The organism is Flavobacterium sp. SORGH_AS_0622, assembly GCF_030818825.1.
Taxonomy (GTDB): Bacteria; Bacteroidota; Bacteroidia; order Flavobacteriales; family Flavobacteriaceae; genus Flavobacterium.
Genome location: NZ_JAUTAX010000001.1, coordinates 2,559,011 through 2,578,756, shown reverse-complemented (window position 1 = coordinate 2,578,756; position 19,746 = coordinate 2,559,011). Strand labels below are relative to the sequence as shown.

Below are 19,746 nucleotides of genomic sequence, written 5' to 3'. Positions count from 1 at the left end.
GTGGTTGTTGTTTTGTTACTTTTGAACTATTTTTGCAGAAAATTTCTAAGATGAAAACATTAAACGCCCTAGTTTTATTGTTGGTTTTTACTTTTGGCTATGGCCAAAAAAAGTTTAGTAAAAGTGAAGTAGAAAAATTTCAAAAGAAATTGAACTCAGAATTTGCTGATCCTAAGACTAGTCCGTTAATGGCTAAAGATTTAAAAACTTTTAAAAGCTTAGAATTTTATCCCGTAAACGAAACTTTTTTTGTGAATGCTACTCTGGTAAAAGCTAAAGGAGGAAAAGTTTTTGAAATGAAAGAGTCGGGAAAATATACTTCAAAATATATTAAATACGGTACTTTATATTTTAAAATAAAAGGTAAAGATTTCAAATTGAACGTTTACCAAAATTTAGAACTTATAGTACAGGAGAAATACAAAAATCATTTGTTTTTACCTTTTTCAGATTTAACTTCTGGAAAACAGAGTTATATCGGCGGCCGTTACATAGATCTTGAAATTCCGAAAGGAAATACAATTGCAGTCGATTTCAATAAAGCTTATAATCCGTATTGTGCTTATAACTACGAGTATTCTTGTCCACTGGTTCCGCAGGAAAATGATTTGAAAATTGAAATTAAAGCGGGTGTTAAAACCTTTCATTAATGGAATATTTTAATTTTCATACCCATCAATTTACCAATCAGGCAGATGTTTTAGAATTGGTTAACCAATATCCGAAAGAGTTTGATGCTTCAATTGCATTTTATTCGATGGGAATTCATCCGTGGTATATTGAAGAAAATCGCATTGATGCCGATTTGAAAATTATAGAAGAAAAATTGCAAACCGAAAATTGTCTGGCAATAGGAGAGTGCGGTTTAGATAAAAGAATTGATATTCCGCTGGATTTACAAATTTCAGTTTTTGAACAACAATTAGCATTAGCAGAAAAATTCAAAAAACCAGTTGTAATACATTGTGTCGCAGCTTTTCAAGAAGTAATTGAAATTAGGAAAAGATTGAAAATTACAGTTCCGATGATTATTCACGGATTTTCGAAAAACAAACAGGTTGCCGAACAATTAATTACGGCAGGATTTTATCTTTCTTTTGGAAAATATTTATTGAAAAATCCAGATTTAAAAGCTGTTTTTCAAAGCGTTCCAAACGACAGATTCTTTTTAGAAACCGATACGATGGAGGAAACAATTCAGCAAGTTTATCAATTAGCATCAGAATATAAAAAACTAGAATTAAAAGAATTAAAAAGTATTATTTCAAGTAATTATAAAAGTGTCTTTGGATAGGGAATAGTGAGATGTGAGAAGTTAAATGTGAAAAGTTGAATGTGATTTTTCGTCCTGAGTAAAGTTTAAGTTTATAACAATAAGAAATCGGGCTTTGACTTCGCTCAGCCTGACAGATTTGAAACCTGAAACTTGAAACAAAATAAATAAACAAACAAAAAAAAACAATAATAGAGTATATGGCAGAGTGGACAGAAAGAGCTGAGCTTTTATTTACAAAAGAAGGATTAAGTAATTTACAGAATTCAAATGTATTAGTAGTTGGATTAGGAGGAGTTGGATCTTTTGCAGCTGAGTTTTTAGCAAGAGCGGGAGTAGGAAATATGACAATTGTAGATGGAGATGTTGTGGATATTACCAATATAAATCGTCAGTTACCAGCGTTACATTCTACAGTTGGTCAGCCAAAAATTAAAATTGTAGGCGATCGATTGATGGATATAAACCCAGAATTAAATTTGACACGTGTACAGGAATTTCTTTCTCCAGAACGTGCTTTTGAAATTGTTTCTCCAGAATTTGATTATGTTTTAGATTGTATTGACAGTATTACTCCAAAATTGAATTTGATTATTGCTGCGAAAAGAAAAAGAGTAAAAATAATTAGCAGTATGGGTGCTGGCGGTAAAATGCTGGCTTCTAAAGTAAAAGTAACCGATATTTCTAAAACAATAAACTGCTACTTTTCTAAAACAATTCGTAAGCGTTTGAAAGAAGCAAAAATAAATAAATTAAAAGTGGTTTTTTCTTCTGAAATTCAAGATGAAAAAAGTTTAAAATTAACCGACGGAAAAAACTTTAAAAAGTCCTTTTACGGAACAAACAGTTATATGCCAGGATTATTTGGTCTGCACGCTGCTGAAACGGTAATTAGACATCTTCTGAAAAAGTAATCAGTCATAGTCGCAGTTTTCAGTAAAAAAAAGCCTTAGAACCTTAGTCCCTCAGAACCTCAGAATCTTAAAAAAATGATTAAAACAGTAATTTTCGACATGGATGGCGTAATTGTAGATACAGAGCCTGTTCACCGTTATGCTTATTATCTACAATTTTCGGAATTAAATATAGAAGTACCTGAAGAGATGTACACTTCTTTTACAGGATTCTCTACTAGAAATACATTTCAAACTTTGAAGAGTTATTTCCCATCTGTAGAGCAGGAAGTGGAAGATTTGATTCAGAGAAAACGTAATATTTTTAATGACGCATTTGATACTAAAGAAGATCTCTATCTTTTGGATGGTGTTGAAGATTTAATTAAAGATTTGTACAATAACGGAATACAATTAATTTTAGCTTCTTCTGCATCAAAAGTAACCATCGATCGTGTTTTTACGAGGTTCAATCTGCATCAGTATTTTACACATATTGTGAGTGGTGAAGATTTTCCGAAGTCAAAGCCAAATCCGGCGATATTTCTTCATGCTGCTTCTCTTTCTCTTGCACCAAAAGAAGATTGTATTATAATTGAAGACAGCACAAACGGAGTAAAAGCGGCGAAAGCAGCTGGAATATTTTGTGTGGGATATAAAAGTGAGCATTCTAACCTGCAGGATTTAAAAGAAGCAGATTTAGTTATAGATCATTTTAACGAATTAAATGCTGAAAAAATATCACAGTTAAAGTCTTGAATTATATAAAATTTAACATTTGTTCCCTTATTGAATTTGTAAATTTGAACAAAACAAAAAAATCATAAGAATGAAAAAACTACTTATTGCATTAGCCCTGATCTTAGCACCATTAGCATCAGAAGCACAAGTAAAAACTCCACAAGCAAGTCCAAAAGGATATATCAAACAAACTGTTGGTTTAACTGATGTTGAAGTTACTTATTCAAGACCAGGAGCAAGAGGAAGAGCGGTTTTCGGGAATTTAGTTCCGTTTGGGAAACTATGGAGAACTGGAGCTAATGAAAATACGATCATCAACTTCAGTGACGATGTGGTAATTGATGGAAAAACTTTAAAGAAAGGGAAATATGCAATTTATACAGTTCCAAGAATTGAAAGCTGGGACGTTATTTTTTATCTTTCTACAGATAACTGGGGATTACCAGAAAACTGGAGTGATGCTTATGTTGCTTTAAAAACTACTGTAAAAGAAGATGCATTACCAACACCAGTTGAGACATTTACAATTGGAATTAATGGTTTAGATCCAAATTTTGGTTATTTAGAAATGTCTTGGGAAAACTCTCATGTTGCTTTAAAATTTGAAGTTCCAACCGCTAAAACTGCTGTGGCAAGTATTGAAAAAACTTTAGCAGGTCCAACTTGGAATGATTATTATGCAGCATCTCAATATTTATTTCAATCAAATGGAAACATTGAAACTGCAAGAACTTACGTAGACAAAGCTCTTGATATGAGTACAGACAAACCATACTATGTAACGAGACTAAAATCACAGATTCAAGCAAAACAAGGAGATAAAAAAGGAGCAATTGAAACTGCAAAAGCGTCATTGGCATCTGCAGAAGCAGCAAATAATGCCGATTACGTAAAATTGAATAAAGACAGTATCGCTGAGTGGAGCAGATAATAATTTTTGCAAATTATAAATCTCAAATATAAAATTCCAAATTCCAAAGCTTTCGGGTTTTGGAATTTTTTTTATTTGTTTTTTAACCACAAAGCACGCAAAGATTTACACAAAGTTTATTCACAGCTTTACGAACATTTCTTTTCTAGCGAACTTTGTGTGCCAAAAAACCTTGCGAACTTTGCGGTTAACTATAATGATTGCGTTATAAGACCTCATTCTTTTGGAATTTAGTGCCGAAGTTTCGGGATAAAAATTGGTGTTTAAAATTTAATTCAAACTCGGTGGTTCAGGAATTTTAATGGTTTTCTTTATTTTCTTGATCAAAAGATAAAAGGTAATTCCGCCCAGAATAATTAGAAGCGCAATTTGAAGCTGGCCAAGACTATTGTTTTTACTGTACATCGCATTAGCAGCAGCCAGTTTAGCTTTTCCTTCTTCAATTTGAATCTGCGATAATGATTCTAATGTTTTTAGTGCTTTTGCACTAGAATTGGCAATTTCGTTCCAATTTTTATTTTCTACTTGTTTGTTTATTTCTTTGCAAGACTGCAAAAACATATCAAAATGCTTTTTTTCTTTATTGGTCAAAACCGTTTTAGCATACAAATCATCTATGTTATGAATAATGTCTAAAGTGTGATTGATTTCTCTCTTCTTTATAGTGTCGTTTAAATTTAGTTTTTCAGCTTCAGCTTTTATAAAATGAAGTTCTTTAGAATATTGAAAAATATAATGTGCAACAACCAATCGATCTTTATAAATCGCATTGATATTATCATTTACGTTTTTAGAATTTCGAAGCGTATTAAAGTTTCCTAATAAAATGATTAACATCACTATTAATAGAATAAAAGCAGCCTTCATTTTATTGCTGTATTTTTTTAGATCTTTCATAAATGATGTTTTTTTGGAGAAATTAAAAAAGAAGATTTTTTTAATTAATCATTTTGTTTTGAATCAGTTGTATGTTTTTTATTGATGCCAAAGGTGTAATTTTTATAGTTTTATCTCCTTTGACAAAATAAAAATAGTACAAACTGTTATTACCAATTAAAGATACATTTTTAGATTCACCTTCATTAAAATCCAATTGATAACTATATTCTAATTTGTTGTTTTTCAGCTTTTCTTTGCCAAAATAACCACCTGCAAGTCCGTAACCTAAAAAGAATGACAATAAGATTATTGCAAGAGATTTTATAGCAATACCGTTGTAATAGCTTTTAGTTTCTTCTGCAGATAGTTCATCTGTCGATTTTAACTCAAAAGTTTTTTTTATAAATGCTTTGTCTTTATTCTTAGCTAAATATGCAGGCAGATAAAAATGTGCTATAAACATTAGAATAATCGTAGCTAGAATAATTGGATTTGAAGTAAACTCAGCAATTGGACTAATTAACACATCCATAATTGTGGAGTATCTTAAAATATTGATTCCAAATTGATAATAATAAATACTGTCTTTTAGGATTCCCATTAAAATTAGGAAAAGGTAACCGAATGGGAGCAGTTTTTCTAAATCGTCAGAAATTTTCATTTATAGTTCTTTGGTTTATGGTTGTTTTTGGTTAATCTTTTAAGATTATTTGGAAGAACTAAAATAGCACTTTTACTTACAATTTTTTAATATTGAAGTATATTTTTTGAAGCTGTTTCCTGCTGTCCGCTATATCTTTTGTGCCGAACCCCGGCACAAAAGGATGCCACTTCCATCAGGGCTAGGGCAGTAGGATTATTTGTAGGCAGATTTATTAATTTTTACAATCTAAATTTTTTTCCTTCTTTATAATTTATTGGAAAGTTAGGACCTTTAACTCCAAATGGACCAGAGCCATTATAGTTATAATAGTATTCATTCTTGTCATCAGTGTATTTGCCTGAACATAATAAATTAAAAGTTGTGGTTTTTCTACTAGATTTTAAAACACTAATGTCGATCCAAACTGGAATTTTGTTATTTCTATATAATATATCTACAACCTCATTATCAGTTAAATCTAACTTTATTATGTTATTATCTTCAGGAAATATGTCGAATTTATTTGAGCCATCAATGTTACTTGCAACTGTAAGTATTAAATTATACTTAAAATCAGTTACTAATTTATTTTTGACAAACTTTTCAGCAAATTTAAGAGCAACAAAACTAGCTCCATTTAAATGAAATAAAAATTCACGCTTTGTCATAAAAAATAAATTTAAAATTAACTTTCTAATATTTCTGAATCTATTTTCCCTTTAAAAAATAAAAACTGCAATAAGAACGCTAATACAATTGTCAAAATTGCTCCAATAAAGTTAAGCCATAAATAACCTAGTTTTTCCTGACTGTAAATCATAAAATAATAAATTACAAAAATCGTAAGCTGGCTGATAATCGCACTGATAAACATTGGTTTTGCTTGAACTTTTCGTAAATAGAAACCAACTAAGAATATACCTAAAACCGTTCCGTAAAATATAGATCCGATAATATTTACGAGCTGAATTAAATTTTCAAACAAAGTTCCAACGCAGGCAAAAAGTATGGCAACAACTCCCCAGAAAAGTGTAAAAAACTTTGTAGCATTCAAATAATGCTTTTCTGATTTCTCACTGACGTTTCGCTTATAGATATCAATTGCTGTTGTAGAGGCCAAAGCTGTTAGTCCGGAAGCCGTAGACGACATTGCTGCCGAAAGGATAACGGCCAATAACAATCCTATAAGTCCTTTTGGTAAATAATGCAGGATGAAGTGAAAGAACACATAATCCTTGTCGTTGGTTTCAGAATTACTGTCGGCTCTTGAAATAATTTCTTTGGCTTTATCGCGAAGGTCTTTTTCTTTATTAGATAAAGCAACTAATTCTTTGCGCAAAATCGGATTATCATAATCTTGATTCAACTGATCGATATACAATAAGTTGATTACCTTTTTATCTTCAGAAAGTTTTTCTAGTTTTTTTTCTAAAGCCTGATATTCTCCTTTATATGCAGATTTTTCAATAGCAATTTTATTATTCGGATTAAAATTTAATGGTACTGGATTGAATTGAAAAAATACAAAAACCATTACTCCTGTTAGAAGAATAAAAAACTGCATAGGAACTTTTAAAAGTCCGTTCATAATTAATCCCATCTGGCTTTCACGAACTGATTTTCCAGATAAATAACGTCCAACCTGTGATTGGTCTGTTCCAAAATAGGCGAGTGCTAAAAAGAAACCGCCGGTAATACCGCTCCAAAAAGTATATTTTTCTTCGGGATCAAAGGAGAAATTAACAATATTCATTTTGTCATTTGCTCCTGCAATATGAAGCGCACTGTTAAAAGTCATATCGTTTGGAAGGTAATGCAGAATCAGGAAAAAAGTGATAAACATTCCAGACATGATTACAAACATCTGTTGTTTCTGTGTCACGTTTACGGCTTTTGTTCCACCAGAAAAAGTATAGATAATAACCAAAACTCCAATTATAATGTTCATTATGGTTAAATTCCATCCTAAAAGCGCTGACAAAATAATTGCCGGTGCATAAATTGTTAAACCAGTTCCTAAACCTCTTTGAACCAAGAATAAAATAGCTGCAAGAGAACGAGTTTTTACGTCAAATCTTCTTTCTAAAAATTCGTAAGCGGTATAAACTTTAGTTTTATGATATAGAGGAATAAACGTTACACAAATCACAATCATGGCAATTGGCAGACCAAAATAGAATTGCACAAACCCCATTCCATCGTGATACGCTTGTCCAGGAGTAGATAAAAAAGTAATGGCGCTAGCCTGGGTTGCCATAACAGAAAGTCCAACAGTATACCAAGGCGTTTCATTATTTCCTAAAATAAAATCCTCAACATTTTTACTGCCTTTGGTTTTCCACGAACCATATCCAACAATAAATAATAAGGTTACAATAAGTACGATCCAGTCAAATAGCTGCATAGGTTATGAGTATAATTGCATGATTAAGAAAAAAATAGCAATATAAATTGCATTAGCGACCAAAACATAGGTGTAGCTTTTTTTCCATTTTTTTTGTTTTTTCGCTTCCATAATTATTGCTTTATGTCTTGTTTAGGAGCTTCAATTGGCTGTTTTAGAGAAATAATATTCGATAATAATCGATACGCTCCAGAAACACCTTCTGGTAATTCCCTAAAGAAACTCAAACCTGTGTAAATATAATATCCTTTTCCGTACGGAGCTACTAATAAAGCTCCATCTTTAGCAGATTCTCCTTTATCATGCGACGAAATAATAGGAGTAAAGGCAGGATCATATTCATTTGGATAATACAAACCTTGCTCTTGTGTCCAGCCTTCAAAATCTTTTGAGGAAATTTTATTTGGCGTATTCAAAACTGGATGATTTGGAGCTAGAAAAGTAATTTTTGCATTTTCTTCGGTCACACGGTCATTAGATAATTTTAACGGATAAGGCGCGATTTTATCGGTTACCAATTTTCCGTTAGTATTATACTGAACAATCATGTTTTTACCACCTTTAACAAAATTAAAAAGTATATTTTGTTTATTAGCCAAAGCACTTACTGTATTGTAGGCGCGAATTCCTGTAATAACAGTACTAAAGGAATCTAATTTTTCTGGCGTAATTTCTTCTGGTTTTAAAATAGAAACTTTGTATCCCATTTGAGTTAAACTTTCAGGAACCTCGTCGCCTGCTCCCATAATGTAAGCAATTGCATCTCCAGAAGTTTTCAAATCTATTCGAATGCATTTAGATTCTGCTGGTTTTAAAACCATTTGTTTCGTAATATGGCTAAAATCTATAATCGTTTGATCTTTATCAAAACGTTTGTTGTCTACAACTGCAATGCTTTTTGCCACAACTTCTTCTGGGTTAACAGGAGGAGTTACTTCAAAATAAAATATTTGTTCGTTTCCTTTTTTGTCCAAAACGAACGGAATTTCTTTTGGAGAAACATTCCAGCTTTTTGGCAATTCTAATTGTAAATTTCCTTTTACATCGTCTTTTCCTGCGCGGACTTTTACAGGAATCATTTTGCTTTTAGTATCTCTAAAAATCAAAACTTTTTCTAAAATTGAGGTTGTAACTTCTGGTACAATATCAAGAAAATTATACATTTCTCCTTTTACACCGTCATTATATTTGTAAACTACAGTTCGTTCAAACGGAATTTCTACACCGTTTATTTTTACATTAAAAACAACTTTTACATTTCTGATGATGTCTGGAATACCAATATTTTCCTGATTAGAAACTGTGTACATTCCAACTGTTGCTTTTTCTTTTAGCCAATAAGGCTGTGTATACTCAATATTGTTTGGAAGTTGTAATTGAAGATTAATTCTCTGATCGTTATTATTCTTCAAAACACTATTTTGAACTGTAGTTTTATTATCCGGCAATGTTGTTACACTTGCCAATTGCATATCAACACTGCATCTGTTAATAGCTTCAAGGCTCAATCTAATTGTGCTTCCTGGAGTTGCTTCCTGCTCATTTGAAACCGCTTCAAGATATAATCCTGAGCATGATGCAATAATATTTTTTATAGCAGCAGATTTAATAGTTTTCCAATGTGTATCTTCCAAAGCCTCGATCATAGAATAGGTTCTTACTAAATCTGGAATACCTGCAGATGGATTACTAAAATCATATTTCGAAATAATCGAAGTAATTAAGTCACCAACTGGTTTTCCGTTTTTAACTCGATTCCAAGTTGTGTCAATTCCGTCAAATAAATTATCTCTTTCTTTTGGGTTTTCGCCGTTAATAAGTTCTAAATATTCGGTTTCTTCGCCACGAACTCCTGTGCTTCCAAAACCTTGAGATTGGTGGCGGCTTCTGCTTAAAGCTGCAATTTCTTGGTTGGATTTCCCAATTCCAGTATAATAAACCCCAGTTTCTAATTTAGTAAATTTAGATTTATTAGCAGCATCAAATTTTTCCTGACTTCCGTAAAACCACCAAGACGGATTAAAAAATTGTCTTTTAACCTGCCACGGCGTTACATATTGCAATTGTTCTGGGTAAACTTTTGGATCATTGGTTAATTTAAAACTTTCAACACTCAACATTGCTGAGGATGTATGATGACCGTGCGTTGTTCCTGGCGAACGGTGATCGAATCTATTAATAATAATATCCGGCTGAAATTTTCTGATTGTCCAAACCACATCTGCTAAGACTTTGTCTTTGTCCCAAATATCTAGAGTCTCATCTGGATTTTTAGAAAAACCAAAGTCATTTGCACGGGAGAAAAACTGTTCTCCGCCATCAATTTTTCTGGCTTCAATTAGTTCTTGCGTTCTTATAACACCTAATAATTCACGTAATTGTGGTCCAATTAAATTTTGTCCTCCATCACCGCGGGTTAACGATAAGTAACCAGTTCTGGCATTCATCTCATTTGCCAAATACGAAATCATTCGAGTATTTTCGTCATCAGGATGTGCAGCAACATATAATACAGAGCCTAAAAAGTTCAATTTTTTGATTTGATTGTAAATTTCAACAGAATTTGGTTTTTGTGGCTGTTGTGCAAATGAAGTTTGAAAACCTATAAAAAATAAAAGAAAGATTTGGATCTGTATTTTTCGCATGGTAATGAGTTAGTTGTTTTCTGAAATTGTCCCAAAAATACTAATTATTTTATGGAAGATTATTTAAATGAATTGTTAACGCACAATAATTGTACCTTAATTAAAGCAGTTAAAATAAAAAAAGCTGCCAGATTAGTTCTGGCAGCTTTCAAAATATTTAGGTTTTGAAATTTAACTATTGTTTATTTCAACTTGTTTTCTGTGTCTTTGTAAGTTCCTGTAATTGTAACATTACTTCCTTTTGTAACTTTCCCGTAGATTGTAATAGAAGAATCGTTTCCGATGAAATTAATTTTAGCACCGCTGTTTAATCTTAAATCTCCCCAAATTACAACCGAACCTTCAATTTGTAATACTGCATTATTATTTATGATAAGCTCTGTTGACTGTAGATATTTACCTTGAGACAAACTTCCTCTCATATTAAAAGTACCATTGGTATTTAAAGTTAGGTTACTTAAAACAGTTATAGCGCCGCAATGTGTTAAAACTGCACCAGAATTTACAATTGCCGAATTAATAGCTGTTGCACCTTGGTAAGATTTAATTTCATTGGAGTTTAAAATCAAATCTCTTCCTTGATTATAAATTCCGTATGAAGAACAACTGGCAAATGTAGTGTTCGGTTTTTCCATCTTAATGATTTTCAAACCGCCTGTTCCGCTGGCAACGTAAATATAGTTTCCGCTTGATTTTACGTAGTTTGAAGAACCTGCAATTCCTACAGAACCTAATAAACTTAATTGAGTTCCTGATTGATAAACATTAAGGCCTAAAGCACCATTTGCAAGAAATGCATATCCGTCGTTTACAGAAACAGCATTTGTAACATTATCTTCACCAGCAGTAGTAATTCCAATTGTTTGTAACTTAGAACCGCTGTTGATGTCGTAAACGCCAAGACCATTTGGGCCTTCAGAAACTAAAAGTTTTGTTCCGTCAATATCCATTGTTCTTTTAGCACCGCTTATATCTGTAGATGTTGTAAAAGATTTTTGTAATGCTAGAGTAGACTGATTATAGATGTTAACTCCTTTATTTCCGCTCAAAGTCACTACTTTATCAGAAGTTAATGCAATAGAACGTAAATCTGCCATTGCAGTTTTACCAGTAATTGCTTTAGTAGAAGTACTCATTTTAAACAAGCTTCCGTTATCTCCAGTTACAGCAAAATAATTAGAAGAGTTAGCCGCTACATCTGTTGTAACTCTGCTTTCTAAATAATTAGTCGTTACTTTATCAGCAAGTAATCCTGAGCTTAATGGCATATTAAAAACTATTGCAGGATTGTTTGCAAGCAAAGGGTCTTTATCTACATCTTTTGCTGCTCCAATAATTAAGTTTCCATTAGAGTAGGTAAGAGATGTAATATCAGTATTTGGAATTAAAGCTGATGTAACTAATTTTGGTTTATATGGATCTGAAACATCAATTACATCGATCGCTCCAGAATATACATCGCCTCTTGTGATATAAGAAACATAAGCATAGTTTCCGTTCACTGTAACGTGACTTGCTTGTAATGTTTTTCCGTTAGCATCAACTGGCGGTTTTACTTCAGCAATTTGAACTAAAGGGAAAGTTGTAATAGTGTTGTCAGCAGATTTTCCTGTTAAAGAACCGTTTTCAATAGAAATTACTCCAGAATTGGTATAATCAAGCCTTTGATTTAAAGCATTTTGATCTGAAGTAATAGTAATGTTATTCAACGATTGGTTATCGTTTTTGTTATCATCATTATTGTCACAGCCTATTAATAGTGACATTGTTAAAAATGAAAGCAAATAAACATTCTTTTTCATAAATTTCTTTTTTGGATTTTTAAAATTCGGTGCAAATATAAGTCAGAATCTCATTAAACAATGGTTAATTTTTTAAAACTAACTGTTTTTCAGTGATTTATATGTAAATTACAAAGATTTAACAAAAGTTCAAAGTTAAATTAGTAAAAAAAAGAGAGTATCATATTATTTGATACTCTCTTGTATTGAAAACTAGTGATTTAGTATTATCTTCTTCCACGTCCGTGATCATGGTCGTCGTGACGATCATCATGTCTGTCATGTTTATCATGATGCTTATCGTGTTTGTCATAATGTTTGTAATCTCTGTGGTCATGACGACGATCATTGTAACCATAAACTGGTCTTGGTTTGTATGGTCTTTGTGGAGCACCGTGATATCCTTTATAATATTTTACTCTATGACGATCAAAATAAGTATAAGGAGTTCTACCATGATAATCGGTTAAAACTACTTTATAACCACCATATAAATCATAGTTTCTATATTGTCTTGGCAGGTAAGTTGTTCTAACCCATCTTCCTCCTCCAAAATATATAAATTGGGCAGCACGAACATCATAGTAAGCTTCAATATCTGGAAGATAGTAATATTCCATTTCGCTATATCCTGCAGGACCCCAAGCTGGAGGATTTCCTATGTTAACGTTTATCGATACTTGGGCTTGCGTGGCATTTGCAACCATTAGAAATAATCCGGCGATTGCTAATTTTATCGTTTTCATTTTGTTTATTTTTTTAAATGTTAATCTTGTTCAAAGATATTCATATACTGTGCCAAAAAAATAAAGCAAATGTATTTTATCGGATAAAAATGCATTTCGACGAGTCGTTTTTAGAAAATTTTTATGCTAAATTATTGATTATAAATTGCTTTACACTTTTTTGAAAATTTAGAAAAAAAATAAAATTATTTATAATCAACAACTCTTGGTTTAGCAAGTTCGAAGCTTTGCAGTCCATAATCTGTAGTTTCAAAAGTATTTGTTTTGAAAACATTATCGCCCTGAAGCGGAATACTTGGATAATATGAAATTGAAAGCTGAAATGAACTAAAAACCAAATAGTCATTACTAACCAACAATCCTAGGGTGAGTTTAGAATATGGTTTGCTTTTAGTAATTGCGACTTCTGGACTTCCTAAAACGGCAATGGAGTAATTAAAAAATGGATTTAAACGAAAACCCCATAATGCATGCGGAGAATAGGTTTGGGTTTGGAGTGATAAAACAGCTTTACTAGTCCCATACAATGCAGTATTAAATCCTGCTAAACCATTTTGTTCATTTATATTAAGTTCATCACCAATCACATTGTCACGGTTTATACCAAAAACAAATTTTGGATTTACGAATTGTCTTAATTTCCAGTTCCCAATACTGTACAACTTTGTAAAATAATTCGATTCAAATAAAAAAGCAGTACGGTAGGTTTTAGATTGATGAAAGAAAGTTCCAGCCTCAAAATTCATACTGAGAAATCCTAATCGATAGTAATTTCCAAATGAAAATTGTGCGCCGACATAAGGCCTCCAAAATGTGTTTTTGTATTGATAGCCAAATGTTACTCCATATATTCTGCCTATAGGAACGTCTTCCGTTTGTCCATTTCTAAAGATATAACTGTCTTTGATAAACTTTCGAGTATTCAATCCGATACCGCTTAGAATCAGTTTCTCACTTGAATAAAAATGATCTGGATCATAAACTTCTGTTGGCGATTCGCTGTAATTGACATTTAGAAATCTAGCAGTTGTAATAAGATTGGTTATTGCATCATGATCGTCTTTAAACATTTTAAAAGCGCGTCCCGCCCAAACATCCTGTGATGTATATTTCATCGGCTGATAGGCATAAGAAAGATCTGGAGCTTGAAGAGTATCTCGTCTGTAATATTCATCAACATAAACTCCGCCCGCCCATTTGGTTAAAGGAGAATAGAAATCACGTTCTACATCAATGCTTTTGATATAGTTATTATCTAAATCCATTTTGTAGTGAAGAATGGTACTGATATAAGTGTTTTTGATATTCGGAACGGTATAGGTTGCTTCATTAGCATTTCGTCCATCATCAAATCGATTCGTAAAACGGTATTCCAGCTGCTGTCCAGAGCCAAAAAAGTCTTTTTCTTTAAAACCAATCGAAACTTGATTGCTCGAAATAGAAAATCTCGGAATTGTACTCCAGGAATCTAAAACTCTAATTGTAACATCTACAGAATCAGATGCTTTTCCTACAGATTGATTGGAGATTCGAACGGCGGTCACATAACGCTGGGAACGAATCAAACGCTCAGATTCTAAAACTTTATAGGTATTATAAGGTGTATTTCGTTTGAATAACAATAAATTATAAATCGCTATTTTTTTTGTTTTTAAATGAAGCTTGTTTCCTGTTCGTTCTCCCCAGTTTTTGGGTACCTGTGTGGTGTCTGCAACAGAATGACCAAACGGATCTAATGTAATAATATTTATATTTCGAATAATTTTGCCTTCATAATTTGTAGAGTCTATTTTTACCAAAAGTTCTTCTTTTTTCTTTGGTTTCCTCGATCTAAAAAATAGTTTATGCATAGTTTGCGTAAACTTATTTCTTTTAGAATAATTTCGGATTTTGTTATAGATTTCAGTACTGTCTTTTTGAGGTTTTGGCTCTTTTTTAGTTTGATCTACTTGTCCATATACACCTTGCAAGCAAAAGCATAACAGAATAAAAAATACTATTTTATTGTTTAAAGACATTCGGTAATTTTACTTCTAATAATTTTATTGTTTATGAATATAGGAATAAATAATAGGTTTAAAAAATAAGTTTTTTAATGCTCAACAGAAGTCCTTCTTATTCTCCATTTAAATTTCCTAGGTACGTGATTGCCCATGAGATATCCCCAAGGTGAAAGTGATTCTATTCTATCAAATATAATTTTTAGAATTGCTAAAAGCGGAATGGCCAAGAACATTCCGGCTATTCCTGCTGCAGCGCCCCCAACAATAATTCCCATAATAGAAACAAACGCATTGATTTCAACTTTAGAATTAATAATTAATGGTACAAGCAGATTATTATCAATAAGTTGAACAATTATATTTACTATCAGAATTCCAAGAATAACAGAAGTATCTGCAGATCCAGTTAATGATGCTAATACGGTAATGATTCCGGCAATTAAAATTCCGATATAAGGAATTAGGTTTAAAATTCCAGTTATAAGTCCTAACAATATAAAATATTTAATGCCAATAATCCACAATCCTAAACTGGTTAATATGGAAACAACAATCATTTCAATAATTAAACTAACAATATAATTGTTTACAGAAACTTTTATCTGCGAAAGAATGTCTTTTAAAACCGGATGATTTTCTTGGCTTATTAATTTAGCTAAAAACAATTTAAAATGCTCTTTATATATTAAAAACAAAAACGTATAAATTACGATAATCGTACTATCCAAAAGAACATCGCTTATAGATATTATAGAAGATACTATTGTAGCCTGGCCGTTTTTAACTGAATCTTTTGTTACTGTATCCAGATATTTTTTTTGTTCTCCAATGCTTACTTGAAAATTTTCTCTAATAAATTTATGAATTTCAATGATAAAAGTATTTGCATTTTTCTTTATGGTATCAAAATCATTCGCCATATAAGTAACTTGATAGGAAATGAAAACCAAAATACCGACAATGAAGGATAGAAAAATTAAGAGACAAACTATTGCGGCTAAATGCCTTGGAAATTTAAATTTTGTATTTAAAAACGTAAAAATGGGAAGCAGTAGAACAGCAAATAAAAATGCCATTAAAACTGGAGTCAGAATATCTTTTCCAGTACAAAAAATAAAAGCAAAACAAATTAAAGTAACAAGTATAAAGCAAAGCTTTGCATAAAAAGGTAAAGTTATGGGCCGAGTCATTATTTGAAGATTTAAGCTGGTTTTATAAAACAAATATTACACTTTATTTGCTCTTTTCTGTTCTAGCTTTTCTTCGCGGCGTTATAGAATTCCCATTAACATTTAATCAAAAAACTCTCTTTCTTCATATTTGGCGGGAATAATAGAGATTCCTTTTTGCAGTAATAAATTGTTTGGGAAAATAATTTTCTCGCCTTCTTTTGTTTTTAAGCTCACATGGAAGGTATTGATGTCTTCAATTTCAGCTTCGATAGGAAAATCTTTATCATGTATTTTTATCGTGTCCCCAATTCTAAAAGGAAAAGAAAAGAATAAAATCATTCCAGAAGTAATATTGCTTAAAATCGACCATTGCGCAAACATAGCAACTCCAATTACAGTTGCAATCGAAGAAATAGTAATGAAAATATCTTGCGTTTCAACGCCCCAAACCACAATTAAACTGGTTGTAACCAATATATTCATTAGAATATTAATGTACTTGATTACTAAATTGGTTCTATGTTCAAATAAATGACTAGTAGAGGCAAAACGTCTTATCAATTTTGCAATAACCATTCGAAGAACAATCAATATAAGAATGAGAATTATGGTGGCTAAGATTTCGCGGCTATACTCTTTAAAAGAAAACATAAATAAATTTTTACACTAATGTACTTAAAAATTCGTAAACTTTTGCTGTTGGAAGCCCCATAACATTGGTGTAAGAGCCTTCAACTTTTGCAACTGCCATAAAACCAAACCATTCCTGAATACCATAAGCGCCAGCTTTGTCGTAAGGTTTATAATTTTCTATGTAGTACAAAATTGCTTCATCAGATAAATCATTGAAAGTAACTTTTGTAATATCATGCAATAGGGTAGAAGAGTCAGCAGTTTTAAAGCATACAGAAGTAATTACTTCATGAGTAGCGTTAGACATTGATTTGATCATTTCAAAAGCTTCTTCGGCGTTTTTTGGTTTTCCCAATGCCTTATTTTGGTGCCAGACAATAGTGTCGCTGGTTACTAAAATTTCATTTTCTTGTAACTCGCCTTCAAAAGCTTTGGCTTTTAGTTCTGCCAGATAATCAGTTATTTCTACAGCTTTTAATTCTGGCGGATAAATCTCTTCAATATCTTTTAATCGAATTTCAAAATCAAGATCTAAATCCTTAAAAAACTGCTGTCTTCTTGGCGAACCAGAAGCTAAAATGATTTTATATTTTTGTAGTTTTTCTTTAAGCATTGTATTTGATATTTAAGGCGATAACCAAGATTGATAAAATTCCGAAGAATAAAACAAGTTTTAAAATAGTACTTAAATGATGAAAATCTTTTTGAGATTTTGCAGTAAATATTTTGACTATGAAATATAATAATGGGGCTAAAACTGTAACAAACGAATAAAGAACAGCGATATAAAGCTTGTTCTCCATAAAATAAATATTGCTGTAAAGCGCAGATAATATAAAAGCAATAACGGCAAAGCCTAAAGCAATTTTGGCAGCTCTATTAATTCCAATAGCGATGGGTAATGTATTCATTCCTTGATTGTAATCTCCATTTACATCTTCAATATCTTTAACTATTTCACGAATAAAATTAATCATAAAAGCAAATAAGGCATAATCTATTAGAATTGAAAAAAGACTTGCCATCTGCGCTTGATTTTCAGCAGTTGTTGCTGGAAAAAGATCAAAAACTCCAATAATTAAAACGCTCACAGCAAGAAGCAATGCAACAACAAAATTGCCCAAAATCATAATTTGCTTTAAAGTTGTAGCATAAAAATATAGTAAAGAAGCAATTAAGATAAAAAGCGAGGCAAAAGTAGGCCTTAGAATAATATTCGACAGAATAAAACCAATGGCAACTCCAGAAATATTCAAACCAATATAAATATTATAAGCCGCCGTTTCTGTTATTCCTTTACCAACAACAACGTCGTTAGGTTTATTAATACTGTCGGTTGCAACATCATAAATATTATTAATGACATAACCCGCTGCGGCCAGCAAAACGGTACTCAAAACCAGTAATCCGTATTGCCAGTCTGACAATGCTAACGGAATATCCTGCTGTTTTAAAAATGCATAACGAAAAAGAAGCTGCATAAAAGCAAGCATTAATAAGTTTTTATAACGAATAAGTTTTAGGTATTTCATTTTTGAGGTTCTGGGTGGCTAAGTTGCTAAGGTTCTAAGATTTTTATGTTTATGGCTTGTAAAAATATAAATGTTACGTTCATTAACAATTTATAATTGATAATTCACAATTAATTAATCGTGTTTTCCATCAAAATACTCCATCCATTTCCCTTGCACCTTCATAACTTGTTCGATGACGTCTCTTGCAGCGCCTCTTCCGCCTTTTACATGTGAAATGTAACGACAGATATTTTTAATTTCTGGACTTGCATCTTGTGGGCAGGCTGGAAGTCCAACTAATTTCATTACATGAAAATCAGGAATATCATCTCCCATATACAACACATTTTCAGGCTTAATATTATAAGTTTCGGTGTACTCTTTAAAAGTTTTTACTTTATTTGGAGTTCCTAAATGAATGTCAGTAACACCCAGATTATGAAGACGAATGCGGACACCTTCATTGCTTCCGCCAGAAATAACGCATACTTTGAAACCGCTTTCGATCGCTGCTTTTAAAGCATAACCATCACGAATATTCATTGTTCTTAACATTTCGCCTTCATTGGTTACAAAAACAGAACTGTCTGTAAGTACACCGTCTACATCAAAAACAAACGTTGTGATGTCATTCATTATTTCTTTATAACTTTTTGCCATTATCTTGTATAGATTGTGTTAGGATTTTATAGATATTTTTTTTGTTTTCATTTTGTAAAAAAACCAAATGTGCATTGATTGTTTTGGAATCTTCACGTTTTGCAGGACCTGTCTGCGCCTCAGTTGGATCAAGCGTGTTAATTTTATCCGCCGTCTCTTGAATTAAAGGTCTTAGTATTGAAAAAGGAACTTGATTTTCTTCACAAATTTCTTGTCCAATTTGATAAAGATGATTGGTAAAATTATTCACAAAAACTGCAGCGACATGAAGTGCTTTTCGCTGCTCTGAATTGATAGAATAAACAGCAGTAGAAACACTTTTAGCTACAGATTCTAAAAGTTTAAAATCAGCAGTATTTTCAGCCTCTAAACAAAAAGGAATTATAGAAAAATCTATATTTTTATTTTTAGAAAAAGTCTGGAGCGGATAAAAAACACCCCTGCGATTTTTTTCATCTAAAACATCTATTGGTGATGTTCCAGAAGTATGCACTACAAACTGATTATTAAAAGGAAGTTGTTCTGAAACTTCGGTAATTGCATTGTCTGAAACTGCAATTATATGGAGATCAGCTGTCTGTAATTCACTGTAGTCAGAAATAATCTTTTCATAATCAACCAAATGAGCCACAGCTTCCTTGTTTCTTGAAAAAATCTGTTTAATTTCTACAGTTTTGCTTACATCAAAAGCTTTTATTAAATGCTGTGCGACGTTGCCGGAACCGATTATTGTTATTTGAATCATAAAAGCAAAATTAGTATTATTTTTTATAAAGATAATTTGTAACGAAAACTTTTGCGACAGATTGCAGGGTACTAATATGATTT

Annotated in this window: 19 protein-coding genes; 5 read left to right on the top strand and 14 right to left on the bottom strand. The window is 31.8% G+C overall.

Features of this window, described 5'->3' with window-relative positions; all coding sequences use genetic code 11:
- Window positions 1-50 precede the first annotated feature (50 nt).
- The 5 genes from QE431_RS11295 to QE431_RS11275 all read left to right on the top strand — a co-directional run bounded on the left by QE431_RS11295 (window position 51) and on the right by QE431_RS11275 (window position 3,838).
- On the top strand, window positions 51-650 hold the full coding sequence (locus tag QE431_RS11295; protein ID WP_307295837.1) for a DUF1684 domain-containing protein: 600 nt from the start codon (window positions 51-53) through the stop codon (window positions 648-650).
- Window positions 650-1,294, top strand: a complete 645-nt coding sequence (locus QE431_RS11290) for a TatD family hydrolase (RefSeq protein WP_307295834.1) — start codon at window positions 650-652, stop codon at window positions 1,292-1,294. Before QE431_RS11295 ends, QE431_RS11290 begins: the two co-directional genes overlap by 1 nt.
- A gap of 179 nt (window positions 1,295-1,473) precedes the next feature.
- Entirely contained in the window at window positions 1,474-2,187 is a 714-nt protein-coding gene (locus QE431_RS11285; RefSeq protein ID WP_057117885.1) for a ThiF family adenylyltransferase, read from the top strand.
- Window positions 2,188-2,262: 75 nt separating this feature from the next.
- The gene (locus QE431_RS11280) at window positions 2,263-2,925 is read left to right on the top strand and encodes an HAD family phosphatase (protein ID WP_307295831.1); all 663 of its coding nucleotides are present in this window, start codon (window positions 2,263-2,265) and stop codon (window positions 2,923-2,925) included.
- Window positions 2,926-2,995: 70 nt separating this feature from the next.
- Entirely contained in the window at window positions 2,996-3,838 is an 843-nt protein-coding gene (locus QE431_RS11275) for a DUF2911 domain-containing protein (RefSeq protein WP_057117887.1), read from the top strand.
- 270 nt (window positions 3,839-4,108) lie between these two features.
- Here QE431_RS11275 and QE431_RS11270 read toward each other — a convergent pair whose 3' ends face one another.
- The 14 genes from QE431_RS11270 to QE431_RS11205 form a co-directional block, all read right to left on the bottom strand.
- Window positions 4,109-4,735 carry an MCP four helix bundle domain-containing protein gene (locus QE431_RS11270; RefSeq protein WP_307295825.1) on the bottom strand — a complete coding sequence of 209 codons (627 nt, stop codon included), beginning with the start codon at window positions 4,733-4,735 and terminating at the stop codon, window positions 4,109-4,111.
- A gap of 40 nt (window positions 4,736-4,775) precedes the next feature.
- Window positions 4,776-5,378, bottom strand: coding sequence for a hypothetical protein (locus QE431_RS11265; RefSeq protein WP_134141194.1), 603 nt, complete (start codon window positions 5,376-5,378; stop codon window positions 4,776-4,778).
- 221 nt (window positions 5,379-5,599) lie between these two features.
- Window positions 5,600-6,028, bottom strand: a complete 429-nt coding sequence (locus QE431_RS11260) for a hypothetical protein (RefSeq protein WP_307295820.1) — start codon at window positions 6,026-6,028, stop codon at window positions 5,600-5,602.
- A 17-nt stretch (window positions 6,029-6,045) separates the two neighbouring features.
- Window positions 6,046-7,764, bottom strand: a complete 1,719-nt coding sequence (locus QE431_RS11255; RefSeq protein WP_134141197.1) for a sodium:solute symporter — start codon at window positions 7,762-7,764, stop codon at window positions 6,046-6,048.
- A 113-nt stretch (window positions 7,765-7,877) separates the two neighbouring features.
- Window positions 7,878-10,409: a PIG-L family deacetylase gene (locus tag QE431_RS11250; RefSeq protein ID WP_307295817.1), complete on the bottom strand. Its 2,532-nt coding sequence runs from the start codon at window positions 10,407-10,409 to the stop codon at window positions 7,878-7,880.
- Between the two features lie 182 nt (window positions 10,410-10,591).
- On the bottom strand, window positions 10,592-12,211 hold the full coding sequence (locus tag QE431_RS11245) for a hypothetical protein (protein WP_307295814.1): 1,620 nt from the start codon (window positions 12,209-12,211) through the stop codon (window positions 10,592-10,594).
- 206 nt (window positions 12,212-12,417) lie between these two features.
- A complete protein-coding gene (locus QE431_RS11240) occupies window positions 12,418-12,936 on the bottom strand; it encodes a hypothetical protein (RefSeq protein WP_057117893.1) in 519 nt (172 codons plus the stop codon).
- 185 nt (window positions 12,937-13,121) lie between these two features.
- Window positions 13,122-14,954 (bottom strand): hypothetical protein, encoded by a 1,833-nt coding sequence (locus QE431_RS11235; RefSeq protein ID WP_307295811.1) that lies wholly within the window; start codon window positions 14,952-14,954, stop codon window positions 13,122-13,124.
- A gap of 74 nt (window positions 14,955-15,028) precedes the next feature.
- On the bottom strand, window positions 15,029-16,129 hold the full coding sequence (locus tag QE431_RS11230) for an AI-2E family transporter (RefSeq protein WP_057117895.1): 1,101 nt from the start codon (window positions 16,127-16,129) through the stop codon (window positions 15,029-15,031).
- Window positions 16,130-16,231: 102 nt separating this feature from the next.
- Window positions 16,232-16,762 (bottom strand): mechanosensitive ion channel domain-containing protein, encoded by a 531-nt coding sequence (locus QE431_RS11225; protein ID WP_057117896.1) that lies wholly within the window; start codon window positions 16,760-16,762, stop codon window positions 16,232-16,234.
- A gap of 10 nt (window positions 16,763-16,772) precedes the next feature.
- Entirely contained in the window at window positions 16,773-17,357 is a 585-nt protein-coding gene (locus QE431_RS11220; protein ID WP_307295807.1) for a Maf-like protein, read from the bottom strand.
- Complete coding sequence (locus QE431_RS11215) at window positions 17,350-18,276, bottom strand: geranylgeranylglycerol-phosphate geranylgeranyltransferase (RefSeq protein ID WP_082586818.1); 927 nt, start codon at window positions 18,274-18,276, stop codon at window positions 17,350-17,352. Before QE431_RS11215 ends, QE431_RS11220 begins: the two co-directional genes overlap by 8 nt.
- A gap of 114 nt (window positions 18,277-18,390) precedes the next feature.
- On the bottom strand, window positions 18,391-18,918 hold the full coding sequence (locus QE431_RS11210; RefSeq protein ID WP_307295802.1) for an HAD family hydrolase: 528 nt from the start codon (window positions 18,916-18,918) through the stop codon (window positions 18,391-18,393).
- On the bottom strand, window positions 18,902-19,663 hold the full coding sequence (locus tag QE431_RS11205) for a Rossmann-like and DUF2520 domain-containing protein (protein ID WP_307295799.1): 762 nt from the start codon (window positions 19,661-19,663) through the stop codon (window positions 18,902-18,904). Before QE431_RS11205 ends, QE431_RS11210 begins: the two co-directional genes overlap by 17 nt.
- Between the last annotated feature and the right edge of the window lie 83 nt (window positions 19,664-19,746).

Bases quoted from the DNA above. Each gene is read 5' to 3' on its own strand.
- QE431_RS11215 (WP_082586818.1), bottom strand. From the start codon at position 18,276: ATGAAATACCTAAAACTTATTCGTTATAAAAACTTATTAATGCTTGCT.
- QE431_RS11260 (WP_307295820.1), bottom strand. From the start codon at position 6,028: ATGACAAAGCGTGAATTTTTATTTCATTTAAATGGAGCTAGTTTTGTT.
- QE431_RS11225 (WP_057117896.1), bottom strand. From the start codon at position 16,762: ATGTTTTCTTTTAAAGAGTATAGCCGCGAAATCTTAGCCACCATAATT.
- QE431_RS11250 (WP_307295817.1), bottom strand. From the start codon at position 10,409: ATGCGAAAAATACAGATCCAAATCTTTCTTTTATTTTTTATAGGTTTT.
- QE431_RS11280 (WP_307295831.1), top strand. From the start codon at position 2,263: ATGATTAAAACAGTAATTTTCGACATGGATGGCGTAATTGTAGATACA.
- QE431_RS11295 (WP_307295837.1), top strand. From the start codon at position 51: ATGAAAACATTAAACGCCCTAGTTTTATTGTTGGTTTTTACTTTTGGC.
- QE431_RS11230 (WP_057117895.1), bottom strand. From the start codon at position 16,129: ATGACTCGGCCCATAACTTTACCTTTTTATGCAAAGCTTTGCTTTATA.
- QE431_RS11245 (WP_307295814.1), bottom strand. From the start codon at position 12,211: ATGAAAAAGAATGTTTATTTGCTTTCATTTTTAACAATGTCACTATTA.
- QE431_RS11265 (WP_134141194.1), bottom strand. From the start codon at position 5,378: ATGAAAATTTCTGACGATTTAGAAAAACTGCTCCCATTCGGTTACCTT.
- QE431_RS11275 (WP_057117887.1), top strand. From the start codon at position 2,996: ATGAAAAAACTACTTATTGCATTAGCCCTGATCTTAGCACCATTAGCA.
- QE431_RS11240 (WP_057117893.1), bottom strand. From the start codon at position 12,936: ATGAAAACGATAAAATTAGCAATCGCCGGATTATTTCTAATGGTTGCA.
- QE431_RS11270 (WP_307295825.1), bottom strand. From the start codon at position 4,735: ATGAAAGATCTAAAAAAATACAGCAATAAAATGAAGGCTGCTTTTATT.
- QE431_RS11285 (WP_057117885.1), top strand. From the start codon at position 1,474: ATGGCAGAGTGGACAGAAAGAGCTGAGCTTTTATTTACAAAAGAAGGA.
- QE431_RS11235 (WP_307295811.1), bottom strand. From the start codon at position 14,954: ATGTCTTTAAACAATAAAATAGTATTTTTTATTCTGTTATGCTTTTGC.
- QE431_RS11255 (WP_134141197.1), bottom strand. From the start codon at position 7,764: ATGCAGCTATTTGACTGGATCGTACTTATTGTAACCTTATTATTTATT.
- QE431_RS11210 (WP_307295802.1), bottom strand. From the start codon at position 18,918: ATGGCAAAAAGTTATAAAGAAATAATGAATGACATCACAACGTTTGTT.
- QE431_RS11205 (WP_307295799.1), bottom strand. From the start codon at position 19,663: ATGATTCAAATAACAATAATCGGTTCCGGCAACGTCGCACAGCATTTA.
- QE431_RS11290 (WP_307295834.1), top strand. From the start codon at position 650: ATGGAATATTTTAATTTTCATACCCATCAATTTACCAATCAGGCAGAT.
- QE431_RS11220 (WP_307295807.1), bottom strand. From the start codon at position 17,357: ATGCTTAAAGAAAAACTACAAAAATATAAAATCATTTTAGCTTCTGGT.